23 protein-coding genes are annotated in these 22,523 nt (G+C 65.6%); 9 read left to right on the forward strand and 14 right to left on the reverse strand.

Translation table 11 applies throughout. The features are described from left to right. The coding region (locus tag NP3_RS44000) for an SDR family NAD(P)-dependent oxidoreductase (protein ID WP_157124965.1) at positions 1–3,777 on the forward strand (3,777 nt) is incomplete at its 5' end. 48 nt (positions 3,778–3,825) lie between these two features. Here the strand turns inward: NP3_RS44000 and NP3_RS44005 are convergent. The 6 genes from NP3_RS44005 to NP3_RS44025 all read right to left on the reverse strand — a co-directional run bounded on the left by NP3_RS44005 (position 3,826) and on the right by NP3_RS44025 (position 9,104). Further along, positions 3,826–4,584 carry a thioesterase II family protein gene (locus NP3_RS44005; RefSeq protein WP_063047635.1) on the reverse strand — a complete coding sequence of 253 codons (759 nt, stop codon included), beginning with the start codon at positions 4,582–4,584 and terminating at the stop codon, positions 3,826–3,828. Continuing rightward, the gene (locus tag NP3_RS44010) at positions 4,577–5,434 is read right to left on the reverse strand and encodes a class I SAM-dependent methyltransferase (protein WP_063047636.1); all 858 of its coding nucleotides are present in this window, start codon (positions 5,432–5,434) and stop codon (positions 4,577–4,579) included. Before NP3_RS44010 ends, NP3_RS44005 begins: the two co-directional genes overlap by 8 nt. A 48-nt stretch (positions 5,435–5,482) precedes the next feature. After that, entirely contained in the window at positions 5,483–6,367 is an 885-nt protein-coding gene (locus NP3_RS44015) for a hypothetical protein (RefSeq protein ID WP_063047637.1), read from the reverse strand. A 3-nt stretch (positions 6,368–6,370) separates the two neighbouring features. After that, positions 6,371–6,526: a hypothetical protein gene (locus NP3_RS48730; RefSeq protein ID WP_157124966.1), complete on the reverse strand. Its 156-nt coding sequence runs from the start codon at positions 6,524–6,526 to the stop codon at positions 6,371–6,373. A 6-nt stretch (positions 6,527–6,532) separates the two neighbouring features. Then, a complete protein-coding gene (locus NP3_RS44020; protein WP_063047638.1) occupies positions 6,533–6,949 on the reverse strand; it encodes a hypothetical protein in 417 nt (138 codons plus the stop codon). Between the two features lie 400 nt (positions 6,950–7,349). Further along, positions 7,350–9,104, reverse strand: a complete 1,755-nt coding sequence (locus NP3_RS44025) for an MFS transporter (RefSeq protein ID WP_245721376.1) — start codon at positions 9,102–9,104, stop codon at positions 7,350–7,352. 83 nt (positions 9,105–9,187) lie between these two features. Between NP3_RS44025 and NP3_RS44030 the strand changes: the two genes are divergently transcribed. Further along, positions 9,188–10,078 carry a sigma-70 family RNA polymerase sigma factor gene (locus NP3_RS44030; RefSeq protein WP_063047639.1) on the forward strand — a complete coding sequence of 297 codons (891 nt, stop codon included), beginning with the start codon at positions 9,188–9,190 and terminating at the stop codon, positions 10,076–10,078. 112 nt (positions 10,079–10,190) lie between these two features. On the opposite strand, the gene NP3_RS44035 is transcribed toward NP3_RS44030, so the two are convergent. Beyond that, entirely contained in the window at positions 10,191–10,766 is a 576-nt protein-coding gene (locus NP3_RS44035) for a P-loop nucleotide/nucleoside kinase family protein (RefSeq protein ID WP_063047640.1), read from the reverse strand. Positions 10,767–10,906: 140 nt separating this feature from the next. On the opposite strand from NP3_RS44035, the gene NP3_RS44040 reads away from it, so the two are divergent. Further along, complete coding sequence (locus NP3_RS44040; RefSeq protein WP_063047641.1) at positions 10,907–11,635, forward strand: NIPSNAP family protein; 729 nt, start codon at positions 10,907–10,909, stop codon at positions 11,633–11,635. A 740-nt stretch (positions 11,636–12,375) separates the two neighbouring features. Here the strand turns inward: NP3_RS44040 and NP3_RS44050 are convergent. Genes NP3_RS44050 through NP3_RS44060 form a run of 3 tightly spaced genes read right to left on the reverse strand, consistent with a single transcriptional unit; the run spans position 12,376 to position 14,989 of the window. Beyond that, on the reverse strand, positions 12,376–12,873 hold the full coding sequence (locus NP3_RS44050) for a hypothetical protein (RefSeq protein WP_373864837.1): 498 nt from the start codon (positions 12,871–12,873) through the stop codon (positions 12,376–12,378). Beyond that, positions 12,870–13,961: a DNA polymerase III subunit beta family protein gene (locus NP3_RS44055; RefSeq protein WP_063047643.1), complete on the reverse strand. Its 1,092-nt coding sequence runs from the start codon at positions 13,959–13,961 to the stop codon at positions 12,870–12,872. The genes NP3_RS44050 and NP3_RS44055 overlap by 4 nt, the downstream gene beginning before the upstream one ends. A gap of 44 nt (positions 13,962–14,005) precedes the next feature. Continuing rightward, positions 14,006–14,989: a cation diffusion facilitator family transporter gene (locus tag NP3_RS44060; protein ID WP_063047656.1), complete on the reverse strand. Its 984-nt coding sequence runs from the start codon at positions 14,987–14,989 to the stop codon at positions 14,006–14,008. Positions 14,990–15,126: 137 nt separating this feature from the next. Here NP3_RS44060 and NP3_RS48735 point away from each other — a divergent pair, with 137 nt between their 5' ends. From NP3_RS48735 to NP3_RS44080, 5 genes are all read left to right on the forward strand, one after another. Next, positions 15,127–15,276, forward strand: a complete 150-nt coding sequence (locus NP3_RS48735; protein ID WP_157124967.1) for a hypothetical protein — start codon at positions 15,127–15,129, stop codon at positions 15,274–15,276. A 16-nt stretch (positions 15,277–15,292) separates the two neighbouring features. Continuing rightward, entirely contained in the window at positions 15,293–16,102 is an 810-nt protein-coding gene (locus NP3_RS44065; protein ID WP_063047644.1) for an SAM-dependent methyltransferase, read from the forward strand. 24 nt (positions 16,103–16,126) lie between these two features. Continuing rightward, a complete protein-coding gene (locus tag NP3_RS44070) occupies positions 16,127–17,407 on the forward strand; it encodes a sensor domain-containing diguanylate cyclase (protein ID WP_063047645.1) in 1,281 nt (426 codons plus the stop codon). A gap of 15 nt (positions 17,408–17,422) precedes the next feature. Next, positions 17,423–17,977, forward strand: a complete 555-nt coding sequence (locus NP3_RS44075; protein WP_063047646.1) for a GNAT family N-acetyltransferase — start codon at positions 17,423–17,425, stop codon at positions 17,975–17,977. 175 nt (positions 17,978–18,152) lie between these two features. Beyond that, positions 18,153–18,653, forward strand: coding sequence for a CGNR zinc finger domain-containing protein (locus NP3_RS44080; protein WP_063047647.1), 501 nt, complete (start codon positions 18,153–18,155; stop codon positions 18,651–18,653). 199 nt (positions 18,654–18,852) lie between these two features. On the opposite strand, the gene NP3_RS44085 is transcribed toward NP3_RS44080, so the two are convergent. The 3 genes from NP3_RS44085 to NP3_RS44100 form a co-directional block, all read right to left on the reverse strand. Further along, on the reverse strand, positions 18,853–19,251 hold the full coding sequence (locus tag NP3_RS44085) for a hypothetical protein (protein WP_063047648.1): 399 nt from the start codon (positions 19,249–19,251) through the stop codon (positions 18,853–18,855). A gap of 36 nt (positions 19,252–19,287) precedes the next feature. Next, positions 19,288–20,103 (reverse strand): cytochrome P450 family protein, encoded by an 816-nt coding sequence (locus NP3_RS44090; RefSeq protein ID WP_157124968.1) that lies wholly within the window; start codon positions 20,101–20,103, stop codon positions 19,288–19,290. Between the two features lie 400 nt (positions 20,104–20,503). Then, on the reverse strand, positions 20,504–20,953 hold the full coding sequence (locus NP3_RS44100; RefSeq protein ID WP_063047651.1) for a hypothetical protein: 450 nt from the start codon (positions 20,951–20,953) through the stop codon (positions 20,504–20,506). A gap of 114 nt (positions 20,954–21,067) precedes the next feature. On the opposite strand from NP3_RS44100, the gene NP3_RS44105 reads away from it, so the two are divergent. Further along, positions 21,068–21,253, forward strand: a complete 186-nt coding sequence (locus tag NP3_RS44105; RefSeq protein WP_063047652.1) for a hypothetical protein — start codon at positions 21,068–21,070, stop codon at positions 21,251–21,253. A 153-nt stretch (positions 21,254–21,406) separates the two neighbouring features. Here the strand turns inward: NP3_RS44105 and NP3_RS44110 are convergent, their stop codons facing one another. Beyond that, complete coding sequence (locus NP3_RS44110) at positions 21,407–22,033, reverse strand: dihydrofolate reductase family protein (RefSeq protein WP_063047653.1); 627 nt, start codon at positions 22,031–22,033, stop codon at positions 21,407–21,409. Between the last annotated feature and the right edge of the window lie 490 nt (positions 22,034–22,523).

Consider the following 22,523-nt stretch of genomic DNA (forward strand, 5'->3'; position numbering starts at 1 on the left):
TTGCGGGTTTCGCATGCGTTCCATTCGGCCTCGATGGACCCGATGCTGGCCGAGTTCGCTTCGGTGATAGAAGGTTTGACGTTCGCGCGCCCGCGTATCCCGTTGGTGTCGACGGTGACCGGCGCCCGGGTCGCGGACGAAATGTCGGATCCGGCGTACTGGGTCGATCAGGTGCGTGACACCGTCCGGTTCGCCGATGCCGTTGCGGCAATGGCGGATCTGGGTGTGGCCAGGTTCGCCGAGGTCGGCCCCGACGCGGTGCTGACCCCGATGATCGCCCAAACCCTGGACACCGCAACGACTATCGCGCTGTCCAAACGAAACAAAACGGACTCCGAAACCGTGCTGACCGGCCTCGCCCGACTGCACGTCTCGGGTGCGACGGTGGATTGGACCAGCTACTACACCGGAACCGGCGGCGCGCGGGTCGACCTGCCGACCTACGGCTTCCAGCACCGCCGCTTCTGGTCCACCGGCCCGCTGCATACCGGCGAGGCGCACGCACTCGGCCTGCGGTCCACCGACCACCCGATGCTGGGTGCCCTGGTGGCACAGCCGGAGAGCGGCGGCGTCCGATTCACCGGTCGCCTGTCCACGAACACCCATCCCTGGCTGGCCGATCACGACGTGCTCGGCACGGTTCTGCTGCCCGGCACCGGATTTGTCGAACTGGCCGCCCACGCGGGCGACCAAGTCGACTGCCCGGAGCTGGCGGAACTCACCCTGCTGGCGCCACTGGTGTTCCAAGGGCAGGGCGGCGTCGACATCCAGGTGATCGTCGGCGACGGCGACGCCGACGGTCGCCGACGGCTCGACATCTACTCCCGGCGGGACGACGACGATCCGTCGGCGCCGTGGACGCACCACGCGCAGGGCACGGTGAGCCCTAGCCGGGAAACCGAAACGCCGGACGGCTGGACGGACTTCGCGCAGTGGCCACCGGCCGGTGCCACGGATATCGAGTTGGCTGGCGCCTACGACGTACTCGCCGACCACGGCTACAACTACGGGCCCGCTTTCCGCGGACTGGAAGCCATGTGGCGGCGCGGTGCGGATCTCTTCGCCGAGGTCGCGCTGCCCGAGCCGACAGCCGCCCAGGGCTACGGCGTGCATCCGGCGCTGCTGGACGCGGCCATGCACGCGCTGTCCTTCGGCCTCCCGCAGGGCGTGGACGAGCAGGCCGAGCGGCCTACCCTGGTGCCGTTCGCCTGGTCATCGGTGCGGGTGCACGCCGACGGGGCCCGGCGGGTGCGGGTTCGATTGTCCTGGCTGAACCAGGGCGAGGTCGCCCTGGCCATGGCCGATTCCGGCGGGGCGCCACTGCTGTCCGTCGGGTCGCTCGCGCTGCGCCCGATGTCGCTCGAATTGCTCTCGGCCGCAGCCCGATCCGCGCCGGACGGGCGGTACGAGCTCGGCTGGCGGCCCGGTCCGGAACTGCGCTCGGCGGGTTCGTGGGCCGAGTGGGGGTCGTCCGCGTCGGCGTCGGTCGTCTTGTTCCGCCCCACGGTCGACGGCGACGACGTGCCGGTCCGGTTGCGCATCGCGCTGCATCGCACGCTCGGCGTCGTCCAGGAGTTCCTGCGCGAGGATCGCTACGCGGCAAGCACTTTGGTCGTGGTCACCGACGCCGCGGCGGGCCCGGCCACGGCGTCGGTGTGGGGCCTGGTGCGGGCGGCGCAGGCGGAACATCACGGGCGGATCGTGCTCGTGGAGGCCGCGGCCGAGACCACGCCGGATCACCTTGCCGCCGTGGCGATGTCGGGTGAACCGGAACTGGCCGTCCGGGCGGATGGGACGTGGGTGCCGCGGCTGGTGCGGGCCGCGCTGCCCGAGTCGGAACCCCGGGCACCCTGGGATCCGGAACGGACGGTACTGATCACCGGTGGCACCGGCGGCATCGGTCGTCTCCTCGCCAGGCACCTGGTGAGCGAGCACGGTGTGCGGCACCTGCTACTGGCGGGCCGCCGCGGACCGGATGCCGCCGCGGATCTCGTCGCGGAATTGACCGATCTCGGTGCCCGGTTGCGGGTGGCCGCCTGCGACGTCGCGGACCGAAACGCGTTGCGAGAGTTGATTGCTTCGGTTCCGGCCGAGTATCCGCTCGGCGCGGTCGTGCACGTGGCGGGCGTCGCCCACAACGGGATGGTCGAGACCCTGACGCCGGAGCAGATCGACTACTCCCTCGGCGCCAAGGCCGACGCGGCCTGGCATTTGCACGAGCTCACCCGGGCCGCCGGGCTGTCCGCCTTCGTGCTGATCTCCTCGGTGGCGGGGTCCATCCTGCCCGCCGGGCAGGGTGGATACGCGGCGGCCAACGTGTTCCTCGACGCGCTCGCCGCCCACCGGCACGCTGAGGGTCTACCTGCCACCGCGCTCGCCTACGGTCTGTGGGATATCGAAACGGGCCTGTCGCAGTGGCTCGGCGAGGCCGACCGGCAGCGCATGCGCCGCCAGGGCCTGCCGCCGCTGGCCGCGGACAAGGCACTCGAATTGTTCGATGCCGCAGTAGCTTCGGAGACTCCGGCGAGCATCCTGACCGAGATCGACCTGCCCGCCCTGCGTGCTCGGGACGCGGTGCCCGCACTGCTGCGTGACTTGGCCAAGCGAGCCGGGCGGCGGCAGAGCGCCGGGGCCCAGGACGCGGGTGCACTGCGCAGGCAGCTGGCCCAGCTCCCGGAGTCCGAACAAGAAGACTTGCTCCGCAAGCACATTCTCGAGACCGCGGCCAGACTGCTGGGCCATGAGAGCGTCGATGCTCTCGACCCGGAGCGGGATTTCCTCGAATCGGGCTTCGACTCATTGGCAGCCATGGAACTGCGGACCACGCTCAACGCGTCCACCGGTTTGACGCTGCCGACGGCCGCGATCTTCGACCACAAGACGCCTGCGGCGCTGGCTCGATACCTGCGGACGGAGCTCACCGCGACCGCGCGACGCGGCGATGCGCCGATCGGCGAGGACGACTCGCTGTACGGGATGTTCCGTGGCGCGGTGGAGACCGGTCGGCTCGTCCAGGCCTTCGACCTGTTGCGGGTGACGGCGGAGCTGCGCGAACAATTCACCGCCACACCGGAACCGGACCGGCTGCCGGTGCCGACGCGACTCGCCGCGGGACCCGCTCTGCCGCGGATCATCTGCCTCACACCGCCACTGGCGACCGGGGGCGCGCATCAGTATGCCCGGATCGCGTCGCACCTGGGCAGTGGGAGGGACATCGTGGCGGTGTCGCCGATCGGGTGCCGGACGGGAGAGCCACTTCCGGCGACGGCGACGGCGGCCGCGGAAGCCTTGGCGCGCTCCGTCCTCGAGGCGGCGCAGGGAGATCCGTTCGTTCTGCTCGGCTATTCCTCGGGCGGCCTGCTGGCCTACCGCGTCGCCGAGCACCTGGAAGCGGCCGGTGGCCCAGCGCCCGCAGGCGTGGTCATGCTCGACACCTACCAGGTGCACGATGACGGCGATTGGCTGCTGCGAGCGATGGCCGAACACATGGTGTCGAACGAAGCCACATTCGGTCGCTTCGACCGGGATCGGTTGACGGGAATGGGCCGGTACGTGCAGCTGCTACAGCAGATGACGCCCGGCTCCGTCGCCACGCCCACGCTGTTCATCCAGTGCGCCCAGAGTTTCCTGGGCAGCTCGTCGGATCGCGTGGACTGGCAGGCCGAACCGTGGGATTCGACGCATACCGTTGTTTCGGTACCGGCTGACCACTTCTCGATCCTGGAGGACGGTTCAGCCGATGTTGCCGAAGTGATCGAGGGCTGGCTCGCGGGCTAGGAACAACGACCGGGTGGGCGAGCGAGCTGCCCACCCGGTCGTTGCTGGTCAGCTCGAGAGTGCTCGGGCGCAGTGCTCGCGAATCAGCTGTCCTATCGGATGGCGATTCGCATCGATGAAGAAATGGCCGCCTGGAAATGATTTCGCGAAGAAGCTTCCGGTGGTGTGCGAGCCCCATACCTCGATTTCCGCGAAACTCGCATCGGGGTCACGGTCACCGGCGATCGCGACGATGGGGCTGCTGACCGTCGCGTCCGCACTGCACTCGTAGGTCTCGATGGCTCGATAGTCGTTCCTGACGATAGACAGGATCAGCTCTCGAAATTCGGGATCCTCGAGCAACGCCGCCGGTGTACCGCCGAACCGCAGCAGGTGCTCAGCGAGTTCTCGATCGCTCAGCAGGTGCACTCGCAGCTCGGGCAGCGCTGCCGAAGGCGCGCGCCGACCGGAGGCGAATAGGACCCGCGCGCTCGCGCCCGATTCTTGCTCGAGCCGTCGGCATGCCTCGAAAGCTACGACAGACCCCATACTGTGCCCGAACAAGGAAAAGTCCTCGGCATCCCCGACTGCTGCTGTCAGCTCGGGCAGCAGGCCGTCGACGAGGTCCGGAATATTCCCCACGAGTGGTTCACGTCGTCGGTCCTGTCGCCCCGGATACTGGACAGCGAAAACCTCGTATTCCGGCCCGACGCATCCGGCCAATGGGCCGAAAGATATGGCCGAGCCGCCAGCGTGCGGAAAGCAGATCAGTTTATGAGATTCGGCCGCCGACGCGGGGGACAGGCGGCGTAGCCAGCTATTATCCATGGGTTAGCCGCACCACCGAACTCCAAGGCTGCCAAGAGTTTTCGATCGGTTTGCGGGGATCGGGCTGCGGGAATAGTGTCGTCGGCTTCATGAACCAGGGCATCCGCTTGAACCGGTGTGCCGCCGAGGCCAGCGGCTCCACTTCGTCGGCCGTCCAGCCGAGGTCGGCGAAGAAGCCGAGCGGATCGACCGGACCGAACTGCCAGGGCGCGTTGGCCAGCAGTTTGGTGGTGGCCTTGCTCATCCGCTTCACAATCGCCTGGTTATTGACATCCAGTGCCCACCAAGCGATTTCCGGACGAGCCAGCGCCGCGGCCAAGCCGGTGACGTCGTCGTCGCTGAGGTAGTAGATCAGACCCTCGGTGAGCACCAGCGCCCGCTGCGCACCCTCGAGGGCCTTGTCCAGAAACTGCCCCCGCGCCTCGGGATCGGCGAGATCCACCGGCGTGCGGGTGAGCGCGCAGCGCGGCGACTCTCCGTTCAGCAGCTCGTTCTTCTCGGCGACCAACTCCGGGAGATCGGCCTCTATCCAAGGGAATTCGGCTGGCAGATCCAGCCGGTACGGGCGGGTATCCATACCGGCGGCCATATTGATCACCCGATCGCAGCCCTCGGCGATGGTCTTCAGGATCAGGTCGTCGATGAGTTTGGTCCGCGTGACCAGGTTCCAGCCATTGAGCATCAAGCGCGGGGTGTGGGCGGCTATGGCGTGGCCCCGCTCCCCGGCGACTCGGTCGGCGAGGGGATCGTGAAAGAGGGCGTCCGGGCGCGCGGATTCGGCTGCGCGGAAAGCGGCCACCCAGCGGGCGGTGTCGGAAACATTTGTAACTAGTTCAGCGGTCTCGGGCACCAGTGCAGTCTGGCACAGTAAACGAAACGATGCTCTGGCCTGGATTTCTCAGAACCGCTCGAGTTCGTACAGGCGGGTGCCCGCGGAGTCGAAGACGACGGCGTGGTCGGCATCGCTGAATTCGACTTTGTACGTGCTGCGGTTGGGGCTTTGGGTGACCACGAGGGAATAGCGTCCGTCGGCGTCCGCCTTTCCCGAGATGACGCAGGTCATCGGGCCGCCGATATCGAGTGGTTTGCCCTGGTAATAGTAGAAGCCGTCGCAGCGGCCGCCGCTCGAGCCGAAGGTCTTGGTTCCGGTGGCGTCGGACGCGGTCCAGGTACCGATAATCGCCGAGGAGTCGGTCGTCGTGCGGCCGCGTGGACTCGCACTGCCGCTAGGTGAATTCGTTTCGCTGCGGCCGGGACCGAGTCCCGACGCCGATCCGGCGTCGGCCCCCGTGCCCGTCATCCGGCCGATGACCAGGCCAGCCAGGATGATCACGACAATCACCGCGACGATGGTGACGCCCGGGTGCTTGCTGGCGTAGTTGACGATCTTGCTCTTGTTCCTGATATCGACCGAACCGGCGACGCTGGCCCCTTCCAGCGAAACTCCTGCGAACTGCCGGGTATTCGACCGCTGGGAGGAGGTCTGTGCGACGGGTGAGGCGGCCTCGCGCAGCGCGGCGCCGAACTGCGGGTCCGCGGCGACGGCTTCGTCGATTACGCGCTGGGCGTCGGCGCGGGTCCGCGGTGATACGTCGCCCCGCTGCGCCTCCGCGACCAACCGTCCGATAGCGGGGTTGGTGCTGCCCAGCTTCGCCGCGACGATATTCCAGACGCGGCCGACCGCAAGGTCGAGCGCGTGGTCGGTCAGGCCGTTGATCTGCTTCCCGACGCGGTTCGCTTTTCCGACGGACCACGCGATGAGCAGTCCGATGACGAAATCCATATCCTATCTTTCACTTTCGGTATCGTCGTCGGATCTGAATCCGGACAGCGTCTGATCCGGGCGGTTCCGTTTGTATTTGCCGTCGGTCCAGAAGCTGATCGTGCCCCACACGCCCAATGCGGCCAGGCCCAAACCGATGAGGGTGAACAGCGCGTCCATCCGAACTCACACCGCCCGTTCGGAAATCGTGACCTTTGCGCGCGGGTCTTCAGCGCGAATCGCCGCCGCGACAGCATTCATGAACTTGCGGTAGACGCTGTACCCGTTCATCGTCTTCGGCGAGAGCGGGATGAACATATACGTCTGCTGCGTCGTTTTGTAGGTGTCGATGCAACTGCGTCCCGACGATCCGTATGCGGTGTCATCGATTACCACATGAAAGGTGATCAGCTCGTAGAAGCCGGACAGGCTGCGCACGGAGAAGTTCGTTCTTCCGCGTTCGGCGCCTTCGAAACGCACCGAGCCGACGCCCAGCATCCTGGTCGTATCGCCGATTTGTTTGGTGATTTCCGCGAATCGATCCGCCGAGAGCAGAGTAGTGATGGCGAAATGGGAATCCGCGTACTTGTGCCTTCGGGGCATGGTGACTCCAAGGGGGTTTCGGGAGGGCGTCGGCGGATGTGAATCGCTAAGTGCCGCAAGGTGAGTGGGCCACGCCTCAGACCCGGTGCGTTTATTGCGGTCATAATTCTGGCAGCTCGTAGTGGCCTGCCGCTGTAGTCTGTTCGGCCTACATCGGCACCGTGGGCGCGGTTCGATATGCCAGGTGACCAGTTTGATCAGGCCGTCCGCGCTCGATCTGCCCGTGCGCCGGTCACGAGGGCTTGCGGTACGAGGTCCGTGATGAGTCATCTACCGGCGATCGGCTTTTGAACTCGATCCCTGCGTGCGCAGCCCACCGGCTTGTCGATCTCGTAGACGAGCGTGGTCTGCGGCCCATACACCGCATTGTCGAATCGGCCGCCCACCCCTTCACGCTGTCTCAGTGCACGGCAAGCGAATCCTTGCCGGGCCGATTTGGTTCGGGTGCCGCGGTCAACCGGCGCGGGAGTGCGAACACACCTGCTGCGACGGCGACGAGAATGCCGATGGCCCACCACAGGGTTTGCGCGAAGGTGCGAGACATGTTGTGCGCGTTGGCATCTAGCCCCGCCTTGGTCAGCGCTTGCCGCAACGGCTCGGAGAACGGCTGTCCGGGTGCGGGTTGGCAGCTGGATGGAATTGCGGTGGGGTCGGTGGCGGCGGAGCGATCGTGTACGCAGGCACGGAACTGGGTGAGTATCTGGTCTCGGGCGCTGGCCGGGATGTTCAGGTCGGTGAGTTGCTGCTGGAGGGTGGGGATGGCTGCGGTGGTGCCGCGGGCGGAGGTGTTGTCGATTTGGGTGAAGAAGAAGACTCCGGCCAGCGCGACACCGAGCGCCATGCCGACCTGCTGGATCGTCGACAACTGTCCGGACGCGGACCCGGCATCGTGGCCGGGAACTCCGGACAAGATCAGGTCGACGGTGGGGGCGACGAAGAGTCCGAATCCGAATCCGCTGATCGCGAGCGGTACGAACATCTGCGCGGAGGTGATGCCGGGGCCGTAGTGCGCGGCCAGATAGAGGTACAGCCCGAACCCGGCGGCATTGATCATCGCGCCCGCGAGCAGAACCATCCGCCCATAGCGCGGCACGAACACCTCCACACTGGTACCCGCCCCCGCGGCAGCGGCCACCGCGAACGGCGCTGCGCTCAGCCCGGCCCGCAGCGGCGTCCAGCCGAGCCCCGCCTGCAGATACAGCGTCCACACCAGGAAGTAGCCGCCCAGGGCGATCCAGAACAACAGCCACACCGCCATACCGGTACTGAATGAGCGCTCCCGGAACAAATCCAGCACTACCAGCGGCGATCCGACCGTCTCGCTGCGGCGGCGCTCATACGCGACGAATACCGCGAGCACCAGCACGGCGGCGGCCATCAGCACGAAGGTCCAGACCGGCCAGCCGAGGCTGCGTCCCTCGGTCAGTGGATAGACCAGCAGCAGTACCGCGCCGATCGCGAGCAGGGTGCCGATCGGATCCAATCGATCCGCCGTGGCCGAGCGAGACTGTCGCACCAGCACCATCGCCGCGGGAATGGCGAGCACCCCGACGGGCACATTGACCAGGAAGATCGGCCGCCATGCCCAGCCGAACAGGTTGGCCTGCACCAGGATTCCGCCCACGATCAATCCGGCCACCGATGCCGAGCCGAGCACACCGCCCCAGATGCCGAGCACCTTCCCGCGTTCGGCGGCGGGGAACGATACGTGCATGATCGCCAGGATCTGCGGGATCATCAGCCCCGCCGTCGCGCCCTGGACTATCCGTGCGGCGATCAGCCACGCCGGGCCAGGAGCGATTCCACATGCCAGCGATGCGAGCGTGAATAGGGTCAGACCGACGAGCAGGACGGTTTTGCGGCCGATCAGGTCGCCGAGTCGGCCGCCGGTGATCAGCATCGCCGCGAATCCGAGCAGATAACCCGACACCACCCACTCCAGATCCGCGTAGGGTGCGTTCAGATCGCTTTGGATCGTCGGCAGCGCCACATTCACGATCGTCACATCGAGTAGGTCCATGAACCCGGCCACCAGCAATACCACCAGTGCGAGCCAGCGCCGCCGGTCCGGTGTCGGCTCCAGCGTGGGGCGCAGTTCGGATGTTTCGCGCATCAGCTCGTCCTCCTGTTCGAGGTGGATCCGCGGGCGTGTCATGTCACCGCGGTTTCGGCCGTCATAGATATGACGGAGCTCGACCCGTCGACATGACAGACGAATCGGACGGAAGGAGACCGCCGATGACCGACGAGACCCAGTGGCTGGCGCAGCGCTTCGAAGACCACCGCGCCCACCTCGGCGCGGTCGCCTACCGCATGCTCGGGTCGGCCAACGAGGCCGACGACGCCGTCCAACAGGCATGGCTGCGCTTCGACCGTGCCGACACCGCAGGCGTGCGCAACCTGCGGAACTGGTTGACCGCGGTCGTCGCCCACATCTGCCTGGATATGCTGCGGGCACGCAAGGCCCGTCGCGAAGACCCGGTCGGCGCGTTACCGACCGAATTGCCCGCCATCCCCGCGGACAGCGTGAATCCGGAAGAAGAGGCGGTGCTGGCCGACTCGGTCGGGCTCGCATTACTGGTCGTGCTCGACACCCTTACCCCGGCCGAGCGGCTGACTTTCGTGCTGCACGACCTCTTCGATCTGCCATACGCCGAACTCGCGCCCATCCTCGGCCGCACCCCGGCCGCGGCCGCGCAACTGGCTGCCCGCGCCCGCCGCCGCGTCCGTGGCGCACCCGTGGCCGAGACCGACCGCATCGCCGATGAACGTGTGGTCGTCGACGCCTTCTTGCAAGCCGCCCGCGCCGGTGACTTCGAAGCGCTGATAGCCGTACTCGACCCGGACGTCGAACTGCACGCAGATGCCGTCGCCGCCCCGAGCGGACACCCGATCCGCATGAGTGGCGCCCGCCGCGTCGCCTCCAGCGCCCTGATGTTCTCCAGCCAGGCCCCTTACACCCGCCCCGCCGTCATCGATGGTCACATGGGCCTGGTCGTCGCCCCCAACGGAAACCTGAACCTCCTCCTGGCCTTCACCATCACCGGCCAACGGATAACCACCATCGACATCATCGCCGACCCGAACCGTATCGCCGACATGTCTCTGGCCGTTCCCGATGAGACGTAAAGTCCGCGGCGTCCGCTATCAGCTCCGGTTCGCTCGCCGAGAGCAGTCGAAACGCGGCACGACACGTCCTGCGGCACCGCAATATGACTGCGCTCGACGGATCTCGGTTGCCTCAGAAGCCAGCTGGACGCGGCCTCGGAGATCGGTCACCGTGACTATTGACAAATGCCACGATCTCATCGAGTCCAGGTTGATAACCGTCCGTCGTGTCGACCTCGATCGCGGGCACATCCAGCGATACGCGGTCGAACACGCGGTGAACGTCGGATGCATCTGTTTCGGGATCGGAATGTGCTCGCCGCAAAGGGTTTTCGCGCTTGCGCCGATGAATCCGCGCCATCGCGATGGCAGGCTCGACCTCGCAATGCACCACTCGCACCGTGGCCAGACCACGTAGCGGCTCGAGCCCCGGCCGCCACAGGCGATCCTGAAATGCCGCCTCCGCCACCACTGTGACGCCCGCTCGCAACAACAGCTCCAGCACACCGAAGAACGTCGGCAGTGTAAGCAGACTCAACTCGTCGCCGGGTTCCGCCGCGAAATCCGGCCGTCCGTGCACCATGCCTTCCTTGATTTCGTCCCGGCAGATCGCGAGACACCCCACCTCGGCGGCCAGGGCATGCGCGAGTGTTGTCTTCCCGGCGCCCGGCGGTCCGCTCACGACGACGAGGGTGGGCAAGCGACTCATGGGCATAGTCAACCGTGCCTCGATGAATATCTCGATCATCGCGCCCGGCCGCGCAAACGGACTGGTGTTTTGGCAGGAATCCGGCGAAAAAGGGCAGATAGTCGATCGCGGTCGGCATTCGAGCTCGGCACGATGAGTTTGTGACCGAAAACCCATGGCCGGTAGTCGAACTCAGGCAGTACACCCTCCACCCCGGCACGCGGGATGTGCTCATCGAGCTGTTCGATCGGGAACTCGTGGAGACCCAGGAGGCGGTCGGAATGCGCATCATCGCGCAATTCCGCGACGAGAACGACCCGGACCGCTTCGTCTGGCTCCGCGCCTTCCACGACATGCCCTCCCGCGGCACCGCATTGAAAGCGTTCTATATCGACGGAGCCGCATGGCGCGAACACGCCCCGGCCGTCCGCGCGACCATGGTGGATACGACGAACGCCCTGCTCCTGCAGCCCGCCACCGCCACATCCAACTTCACCCTCCCGACCGAACGCCCTGGTGCAGCGGCAACCGAGCTGCCTAGCTCACGAGTGCTGGCCACCGTCTACTACCCGGAAGGTCCGCTCACCGAATTCACCCAGTTCTTCGAGACCCGGCTCCAGCCATTGCTTGTCGAGACCGGTGCCACTCCGATCGCCTACTTCCAGACCGATCCCACCCCCAATACCTTTGCAGCGCTTCCAGTTCGAGAGGAAACCGTCTTCGTCTGGTTAGCGCTTTTCGAGGATTCCACCGCACTCCAGGCCCACTTCGATGCGCTGTCCCACGACCGCACCTGGACCGAGGAAGTGCAGCCGGAACTGTCGAAACTCCAGTCCAGGCAGGAAGATCAGCTACGACTCGCACCCACAGCGCGCTCACTCCTGCGCTGAGAGTTCGAATTCGCCTGCGCTGGGCCGGGCTGCTTTGCCGAGCGAATCGACGAAACCCATTGCGCCGAGCCAGAACCAGTGAACGTTTCCTGAGTCACACACGACGGATGTCGCTCGCACGCCGGGCAACTGATCGACAACACGCGCGGCGACGGTCAGCTGAGCGAGCCGGAGCATCCGCCCTCACCGACACCTGGACAGCTGGCGGCGGCAGCACAATCGAGGCGATCGTGCCGCCACCGGCGGCCGATTCCTGGTCCGGGCGTCGCCCCCCGGGTGCGGCACGAATCCGGCGGACTCCGTGTCCAACCGCGCTCTAGCCGCAGGCTTTGGATGCGATCCGCGATGGCCTTCCCGACACCTACCCGCGTCCACTTGACGCGGAGGTCCGCCGAGTGGTCGTCTGCGTCCGAATCGCTTCGGCAGCGCCTTCGGGTCTTACCGTCGGCTATCGCGGCGGTCGCGCGCGTCCGAGTTCGGCGCCGAGTCGCCGCCGGGCCGCCGCCGGGCCGCCGTGTGTGTGATTCGCAGAGATCTGCGGTGGCTTCTCTAACAGCTACCCGCGTCCGTTTGGCGCGGAGGCCCGTCGAGTGGTCGTCTGCGTCCGAATCGCTTCGGCAGTGCCTTCGGGTCTTACCGTCGGCTATCGCGGCGGTCGCGCGCGTCCGAGTTCGGCGCCGAGTCGCAGCCGGGCCGCCGTGTGTGTGATTCGCAGGGATCTGTGGTGGCTTCTTCAACAGCTACCCGCGTCCGTTTGGCGCGGAGGCCCGTCGAGTGGTCGTCCGCGTCCGAATCGCTTCGGCGACTTCATCAATCGCGGTGCGAATCATTGCCCCATAACCGTCATCGCCGAGCGCATCGACGCACCTTCGCGCCGCGTCGATCTCGCACTGCGCCGCGTCGAATGAACCGAGCCGCCGATAGTTGTCCGCCAGATTCAAATGCAGCGACGGGTAAAAGCCCCGCACATCCAAATTCGCATCATGTCGATGCAACCGCTCATCGGTGAGACTGTCCGCCGCGTCCAGCGCCCGAACATCCCAGCAAAGCGCCTGTGCCGCATCGTCATACAGATCCGCAAGATAGTGCGCCAACGTGCACCGATGCAATGGATCACCCTGCGGACCGAGCGCCGCCCATATCCCGAGCAGTGCTTCTCGCGCGTTCTCGGGCGAGCCTGTCCGCCCGAGTTCGACCGCCTGTGTAATAGCGGCCATGGTTTCACCAGCGGCATTCACGCGCCGTACTCCTTCGAATCAGTAATGGCGGTCGGCATAACGAGCGTGGTCAGCTCACCGTCCGTCGCGGAACGAACAACCACGGGTGCGTCGGCCGCAGCGATATCGAGCATGATTTCCGGACCGATCGCACTCACCAATGCGGGCCGTAATGTCTCGGGAGAGAAGGCAAGTTCGATACCCGGTCCGGTAACGGTCGCCGGAATGTGCAGGCGCGCAAGTGGGTCGGCATACCCGGGTGAGCCGGGCCTGAGTTGCCCAGCGCAGGTCGCCAAAAGCCCAGACTGATCGACGGCGAAGACAACCGGCGCCGCACCGCCCTCGAGCACTGCGAGCAACGCATCCCGCCCCACCACCACCCGAGTCCGAACCGCACCCAGCCCCGCCAGCATCGCCCGATAATCCGGAAACGCCTCGTCGATGGTCCCGCACCGACGCTCGGAGCCACCACCGGTCAGGACAAGCCCTTCGCCCGAAGCACGCACGGTGACCTCACCCAATCCCCGCAGCCAGGAACCGATTCCGCCCAACTCACCCGCATCGACAACCACCGACCACGCCCCACCGCTCGGCCGCACCGGCACCACCGCCCGCGTCGACAGCCGATACCGATCCGTGGCCGTCAACGTAACCGAATCCGCACCCGACTCCACCAAAACCCCAGCCAGCACCGGTATTTCACGATCCAACGCCGCCGCCGACCGCACCTGCTCGATGGCCGCCGCCAACACCGCCGCGGATAACACCACCCCCGCCCCGATCTCCTCCTTGATCACCCGAGCAACCGCGGCAGCCTCCCGAGCCCGCTGCGCAAGCTCCGCCACATGCACGTCGAGCAACCGCCCCGCCCGCGCCGCGTCCCCGTTCAGAATCTCCGAAACAACCTCCAGCGGCACCCCGATTCCCCGCAGCCGCCGAATCATCACCCCGCGCTCGACCTGCGCCTCGCTGTAGTACCGATATCCGGTCGCCTCATCCACCCGAACCGGAACCAGCAACCCGCAATCGTCATAAAACCGCAGCGCACTGGCCGTTAGCCCACAGGCCCGCGCCAACCCGCCGATCGTGATCAACCCATTGCCCGCCACCCGATCATCATGGAGTCTCAGGCAGCTCGAAGGTCAAGCGCCGGTCAGGACCGGTGCACCGGCCCATGCGCCTCCACGCAGTGCGCATCTTCGGCGGAAACCGTCAGCTCCGACGAGTGGTCCACCTGCAAAGTCGTATGTTCCAACCCGAATTCGTCGTGCAGCACGGTCTCGATCTTCGAACGAATCGCATGGCAGTCGGCAGCGTTGTCGACGAGGATATGCGCCGACAGCGACGGCTGTCCGGAGGTGATCTGCCAGACGTGCAGGTCGTGGACCTCGGTCACCTGCTCGAGCGCGACGATGCGCGCCCCGATGGCGTCGGGATTCAGATGTGCGGGCGCGGCCTCCAGGAAGATCCGCCCCGATTCCCGGACCAGGGACCAGCCCGCCTTGATCATCAGCGCCGCGACGACCAATGCCGCGATCGCATCGGCACGGGCGAATCCGGCCAACCACACCACCGCGCCCGCGATGGCGGTCCCGATGAAGGCATAGAGGTCGTTGAGGATGTGCTGGAACGCGCCCTCGACATTCAGGCTGGTCCGGTTGGCCCGGCTGATGCTCCACGCGGCCGCGATATTGACCACGATCCCGACCAGCGCCGTGATCAACACCAGCGGCCCTTCGACATCCGGCGGATTGATCAGCCGATTGATGCCCTCGTACACGAACCACGCCGCGAGCAGCAGCAAGGTGATCCCGTTGGCCTGCGCCGAAAGGATCTCGACCCGCTTGAATCCGTAGGTGTATCGCCCTTGCGCCGGACGGCGAGCCAACCGGATCGCGATCATCGCGAGCACGATCGAGGCGGCATCGGTGAGCATGTGCGCGGCATCGGAGATCAGTGCGAGCGATTGCGCGAGCAGGCCGACGATCACCTCGGCCACCATGAACGCGACGATCAAGCCGAGCGCGATGGCCAGCCAGCGCGGATTCGAATCCGCCGAGACACCGTGGTCGTGGCTGTGGCCGTGTTTGTCCGAATGGCCGGACTGTGCGTGGTCATGCGAGTGGTCATGATCCATGTGCTCAGCCTCGCTGACCACCACTGCGGACCGCTTCGGCGACACGCACTGCTCGCCCATAGTCGAACGCCCCTTCCAGTTGATATTGCTGCCGTTCGTCAGCGTAGCGGATCTTGCACTCATGCGCATGTATGAATATGGATCGGCCCTGGAAGTCCCAGATCAACAGTGGCGAATTCGTGATCATTCGGACCGACCGGCCCGACTACTATTGCGGACTGCACCATTCGGTGATCAACAACGCGGTATCCGGCGGTGCGGACCTGGATGGGTTGGTCCGATGGTGAATGCAGAGGGGTTGCGATGGACAGGCCTGCGTGGGCGCCCGAGGGCGTGGATCTGCAACAGGCGAGCCCGGCACGGATGTATGACGCCCTGCTGGGCGGTTCACACAACTTCGAGATCGATCGCAAGGCAGCCGAGGCCGGTAAACAGCTGGTGCCCGACCTGCCCCGTCTGGCGCTGAGCAACCGGGCTTTCCTGCGCCGCGCGGTCCGCTTCCTGGCCGACCAGGGGGTGCGTCAGTTCCTCGATATCGGTTCGGGCATTCCGACCGCGGGCAATGTGCACGAGGTCGCGCAGTCGGTCGATCCAGAGATTCGCGTGCTCTATGCCGATATCGATCCGGTCGCGGTCGCCCACGCCCGCGCGATCCTGGTGGAAAACGACAAGGCCGCGGCCATCGAAGCCGACCTCCGCAAGCCCGACGAGCTGCTCGCCCGAGTCGGCGAGACCGGCCTCATCGACTTCGAACAACCAGTCGGAGTGTTGCTGGTGGCGGTGCTGCACCTGCTATCCGACGAGGAGCGGCCGGTCGAGAAGGTCGCCGCCCTGCATGCGGCCGTGCCCCCCGGAAGCTACGTCGCGATCTCGCACCTGACGTCGGAGCTGCGCCCGGAGGATGCGGGCAAGCTCGGTCGCAATGCGGCCGATGTGACCCGCGTCGGCATCCACTTCCGCTCGAAGGACGGCATCTCCGCGATGTTCGACGAGTGGGAACTGGTCGAACCCGGCGTCGTCGAGCTACCCGCCTGGCGACCGGAATCCGAACGCGACCTATACGAGACGCCGGGCCGCTCGCTCGGCCTGGCGGGCGTCGGCCGGAAGGTCTGACCGGAGCCGTGGCAGGGGATTCGTGTGGGGACACGTGAGCTGGCAATGCGATGGGCGGATGCGCTCGACGGCGCCGTCGCTCCGATCCTCACGCGAAGCCAAATCGAAACTCTGCTAGCGGAACTCGCCGATGTGCTGCTCGCGGCCGTGCGCGGGACGCGGGAGGTCACGGTCGCGCAGGACGCCGCCGCGGTGCTCGTCGCGGCGAACTATCGTGACCAAATTGCCGTCAGCCGTTCAGTTCTGGTCATCTGCCGGGAGATCGTTCGTGAAATCTGCCCAACCGGAACCGAATCCGATTACGAGCCAGTTCGCGAGCGTGCGATAGTTGTCGCTGCCGAGTTCGCCGCGGGTTTCACCTCTGCGCTGCGGAACGCGGCGTTAGGGGAGCAGGAAACCACACTCGCAGCGGTGTTTTCGGCCGCGCAGGAGGCCGAGGTGCGAAGGCAATTGTCGGAGGCCAGGTTCGAAGCGGTCTTCGCGGGAGCATCGGTTGGGATCGGGACGGTCGACGTCACCGGTCGGGTACTGGAGGTGAACGCGGCCATGGCCGATATGCTCGGACTACCCGCGGCGATGATGCCGGGTCGGTCGGTCGCCGAATTGCTCGGTCCCGCGAATATCGGTGACGCATATGCCAATTTGGAGCACCTACTCAGCGGTCGGACCGACCGCTTCCGCCTCGAAACCGACCATCTCCGACGCGACGGCACCATCACCAGCATCGACCTGTCCATGTCCGCGGTCCGGGACAACAGTGGGCAGGTCCGCTTCCTGATCGGTGTCGCCGTCGACGTCACCGAGCGCAAACAACTGGCCGACCAACTGTGGCACGATGCCAACCACGACAGCTTGACCGGTCTGCCGAACCGTGTGCTCTTCTTCAATCGACTGGCCAATGCCATTCCGCCAGTTGGTGTTTGCTATCTGGACCTCGACGGGTTCAAGGAAGTGAACGATGTGTGGGGGCATACGGTAGGGGACCGGGTGCTGCGCGACGTTGCCCAGCGTCTTCGTGAATCCGTCGAATCCGTCGGCGGATTGGTCGCGCGAATCGGCGGCGACGAGTTCATCGTACTCGTCGAGAAGTGCACTGGCACAGAGCAATTGGAAACAATTTCCGCGCTCCTGGTCGACGGGCTCGCGACCCCGATACAGGTGGCCGGACGGCCCGTTGTCGTAGGCGCCAGCATTGGAACGGTTTTCGCCGAAGACCGACCCACCGACATCGACGAAATGATGCACGCCGTCGACACCGCGATGTACCGCAACAAAACCACGGGAGGACGCCGACTTCGGCCATAGCTACGAAAGGTCACGATGTTCGCGATATCCCTCGGTGCCGACGGTGCCGAGTTACGTCCGCTCGAACCGCGGCATGCCGCGGAGTTCCTGGAGCATATGGACCGGGGACGGGAGTCCATCGGGCAATACATCAAAGTCGCCGACGCCGTAGCGGATCTGGAGTCGAGCCGCACTTACCTGCGCGACTACGCGGAGAAAGCGGCGGCCGACACCGGCCGGATCTATGGCATCTGGCTGGACGGCAAGTTGGTCGGCAGCGTCCTGTTCCGAACGATGGACCTCGCACTCGGCGTCGCCGAGGCGGGTTGCTGGCTGGAGCCCTCGGCCGGGGGCCGTGGCCTGGCGACCCGGGCCGCCCGCGTGATCATCGACTGGGCAATCCGGCAGCGCGGCATCCACCGCGTGGAGTGGCTGGTCGCATCGCCGAATCACGCCAGCATCGCCGTGGCGCGGCGATTGGGAATGACCAAAGACGGTGTGCTGCGGGAGTTCTACCCACATCGAGGTCAGCGGTTCGATGTGGAGGTCTGGTCAGTGCTGGCCCCCGAGTGGCGGGCGGGCATCGGCTAGGCCCATTGTGCTGGTCCCGGCCAGCGCCACAACCGATCCGTGCTCGCTGATCAACCACCGCCCACAGATGCAACGCAGGTAGCTGGTTGCGCCGTGCGAGGACACAAGGGTTGGGGAAGACCAGGAGCAAGAAGGGCAGGTAGCGATCATGCATCCAGCCTGATGTAATGACTTAGTGCATTTCAACCCTTACGGAGGCGCGGCGGCCGAACTCGCCGCCCGCCTGGTGAACGCGAACCCGCGACAAGACCTGCTGCAACTGCTCGCCGATTCCGGCTACAAGCCACTCGGCACCCTCAACACGCGGCAGACCGCAGAGCTGCGCCGCTGGATCGCGCGTCTCGACGAGGTCTTCACTGAACCGAGCGTCGACCTGCTCAACGCCTTACTGGCCGAGACCACCAGCCAGCCCTACATCTCCACCCACGACGGCCGCGCGCCGCACCTGCACTACGCCCGCGAGGATGCGCCCACCGACGAGCGCGTCAAGGCCTACACCGCGGCCGGACTCGCGGAGCTCTTCTGTGCGGATCCGGGCCGCATCGGACGCTGCGCCCGCGCGGAGTGCGGCGTTGTCTTCGTCGACACCTCACGCAACGGCAGGCGCAGATACTGTTCGACCCGCTGTTCGACCCGCGTGCACGTCGCGGAGCACCGCACCCGTCGCTCCGCCTGATCCTCGGCGAGCGGCTGCCCGCTTTCGGCTGGCGATCGCGTCGTTGCCGGTGCCGCGTCCAGCTAGCCTCTGAGGTAGTCGATATCCGTCGAGCGCAGTCAGATGGCGGTGCCGCGGGGCTTGTCGTGCCGCGTTTCGACTGGAACCGAATCTGATGGCGCGGCAACCTATCTGGACGGGGTGCTGATAAAAGGCTCACCTAGTTCTGGAAGTCGATCCGCTCCCACGACAGTGCCTCCCGCCACCCAGGCCGCTGAGAAGCCCAGTCCTGCACCACTTTCACCACCAGCTCGAGGGCGGGCGAATATGCGGTGCCCCACGGCTCCGTATCGTGCACCGTGGCTCGGAAATGTCGATCGGGCCCGCCGTCGCGGTATTCGACGAAGTATCCGTGACCATCCTCCGGATCCACTTGCTCATCCATATGAACCTGGATGTAGTAGTGGCCGAGCGGAACGAGATTCGGGCGTTCGACAATGACGTACGGATACCTGAAGTTCATGCTGGCGAGCAGGTCGTGCAGGGCTTCGTCGGACGGGTTGTCGACCGGACGATCCGGAGTCGCGCTCGTCGCCCTGACTGCAACCATTTCGTTCATGCCATGCATTCTTACCGAATTCCCATGGGACCCGAATCATTCCCGGAGCAGCACCGGCAACGCAACCAACCCATGAGATCGCCATGATGCCCGATACGCCAGCTCGGATTCCGGCACAGCCAGGCGCACTCGCGGATACCGAACGAATAACTCGGGCACCACCGCGTCGACGATCAGATCGCTGACCTGTGCGCCCAGGCAATAGTGGGGTCCGCGCCCGAACATCAGGCTCGGTCGCCCATTGCGGGCAGGATCCGAATCGGCACCGAATACCGACAACAGCACGGTGTCGCCCTTGGGGATGATCCGGTCGCCGATCGTCAAGTCGCTGACGGCGAATCGCCGAATAGCGAACGGCAATGGATTGGCGGCTTCCATCAACTCACCACGCCGATCATTCCAGTCTGCTGGTACATCAGTGGCCAAGAGCGTCGCAAATATGTTGCCGCACAGATGAACCACATTCTCCAGCCCCGCCAGCATCATCAGAAAGGCCAGCGAAACCAACTCGTCCTCGGACAACAGGTCCGCGTCATCGCGCGCCCGCACCCACCCACTGATCAGATCATCGCCCGGCTCATCCCGCTTGGCCCGCACCACGCTCGTGAACGTCCCCGCCAGCCACTCGACCGCCTCCGCCAGCCGGACCGCAGACTCCCTCGACGAGGCATCGAACGTCACCATCGCAGTAGCAGCAGCACGCAACTGGCCATACCGATCGGCGGGCACGCCGAGCAAGTCACCGATTACAAGCGCAGGCACCGGAACACAGAGCTGCTTCAGCAGATCGACTGTGCCACTCGCCTTTTCGTCCAGCTTTTGGAACGTGGCCGCACTGATCCGCTGAACCACCTTCCTCAGCGAATCCGCCGACCTCCGCGAAAACGTGGGCGCCGCAAGCCGCCGCAGCCGCCCATGCTCCACCCCGTCCGAATTCAGCAGATTCCGATCCAACGCAGGCGGCAACGAAAACCCCGAATACCCACCCCCGGAATACCGCTTATCCACACTGAGCCGCGCATCCGCCAACAGCCCGGCTACCTCGTCATACCCACTGACGACCCAAACCTGTTGCCCACCAGGAAGTTCAGCATCCCGAACAACTCCACGCCACGCACTATGCTCCCGCCACCGAGTTCGACCGGAGGTCCCAACAGGACACCTATCCACCACAACTCCTCAATACCACCCCTTCGAAGATATTGCGCCGGACGAGCCTGGAACGTCCCCGTCCCAGGCGCCGCCCACGTCACTAAGCAGAAATGATTCCGCTGTAAATACCCCAGGTCCGCCCCTTGGACTTGCAACTGAAACTGCCATGGAACCCGGACTCACACCGCGCCCCCGCATGCTCGATATACGCGCCCCACGTACCATCCCCCGTCTTCACATCGACAAGCCCCGGATTACCACCCGGCAACGTATGCGTCCCCACCGCAAACGTCGGATGCGCAGGCAACCACGACTGATCGATCACCATGTCCCGCACCGGAAGCAGAACCGGCAAGAAGCTGTACTGAGCCTGCACCTGACTCGTGAAATCGCACCCGACAGTGCCGTCACCCGCGATCGAACAGTTCATGTACCCAGACGAGAAGTACACCGTGTCCCCATTATCGGCCTGCGCCGCCCCCGCAAATAGCACCGGCGCCAACCCCACCACCGCAAACACCCCAACAAGCCGTTTCACGATGTGTCGCATACGAACTCCTCAATAGTGTTGATAGCGCGGAAACCGAACCGACCTGTCTGTCGAGCTCATCTGGATATTCGTTTCAACAATCACCCCAGACGGGATGCCGCTGGGTTTTCGGCCATGGGTGTGCTGGGTAATCAGTCGCGGGAATTCAGGGCTGGAGCGATCCCGCTGCATGGCGTCGACCCGGCCCACGTTGTGCTGGCCAACCGCCGCGACGACCGCAACCGCCTGGTCGTCGCGTTCCGGAAATATGCCCGAGACCAGCTCACCGGCCCCGAGCCCGGCAGGCTCGCCAATCCCTGACCCCTCGACAGAGCGTGGCGGGTGTTGCGGGCAAGGGGCCCAAACCAACGACCACCGCTGGTGCGGAGTTCGCCGCCATCCGTCCTTGGGTGAGGTGCCCTGGACTTCCGAGCGCCGCGAGTTGCTGCACCAATTGCACGGCCCCGCAGCCGGTTACATCTGGCCGTGACGAACCGTGCCCGCTGGTTCGTAGGTGCCGAGGACGATGCCGAGATCGGTCAGGGTGAGGTCGACCGGGCGCATCGTCGCCGGGAGGATGCCGTCGTTGAACAAGCGGCGACCGGAGCCGAGCACCAGCGGAAACGTCATCAGGCGGAAGCGGTCGACGAGCTCGTGCTGCAACAGCGTCTGGAGCAGTTTGCCGCTACCCCAGATCTGCAGCTCGTCGCCGGGTTCGTCCTTGAGCGCCCGCACCGCCGCGACGACGTCACCCGTCAGAAGGCGAGCGGTGTCAGGGTGCTCGCCGCGCCATGTGGCATCGGCCTCGCTGAGCGAGTTGGACACGACGTACTTGGGCAGCGAGTTGATCGCCGTGGCAATGGGATTGGCGGGGTCGGTCTGATCGGGCCAGTAGCCGCGGAAGATATCGAACGTTCTGCGGCCGAGCAGGAACGCGCTGGCGTGGCTGTTGAGCTCGGTGACGAACTCGCCGACGGCTTGGTCCGGGAACGGGGCCTGCCAGCCGCCGTGGGTGAACGCGTCGCTGGGATCTTCCTCAGGCCCGCCAGGGGCCTGCATAACGCCATCGAGGGTCAGGAATGTCTGAACGGTGAGCTTCATGTGACTGTAGACGGAGCGGCGCACTGATTCTGAGCGGTCTCACGTAAAGTCGCCGGTCGGGCAATCGTCGAATCGCGGCCGACCGAGTCGGAACGCATCCCCTCGTGCCGGTGACGACGACCTGGTCGACGTGACCGTCGACCTCACCACGGCACAGCCCCACCAGCACAATTACCAGCCCCGCTACGAATAGCACCCATCCTGGCCAGACCAGCCATGACTGCGAGGACCAGGAATCAGCCACTTCCAGGAATTCCCCGCCAACCCACATCGCCAGAATCGCCGCCCCGAACCATCGCACTCCCGTAATTTCCCTGTGCCGGGTTCGAACACCTCCACCGATACCGAGAGTAAGTCGGACTACCAGGTTCGGTTCGCAACAGAGGACTGAGCCGCAGCAAGTCTCGCGGCAGAAGTGTCACGCGGTGCCCGCCGTCCTCACCCACCGGGCACACGTCCTGACCGGCCCGGCCCCTGTTGCGGTGGGGAA

It is taken from the genome of Nocardia pseudovaccinii NBRC 100343 (genome assembly GCF_001613225.1).
GTDB lineage: Bacteria > Actinomycetota > Actinomycetes > Mycobacteriales > Mycobacteriaceae > Nocardia > Nocardia pseudovaccinii.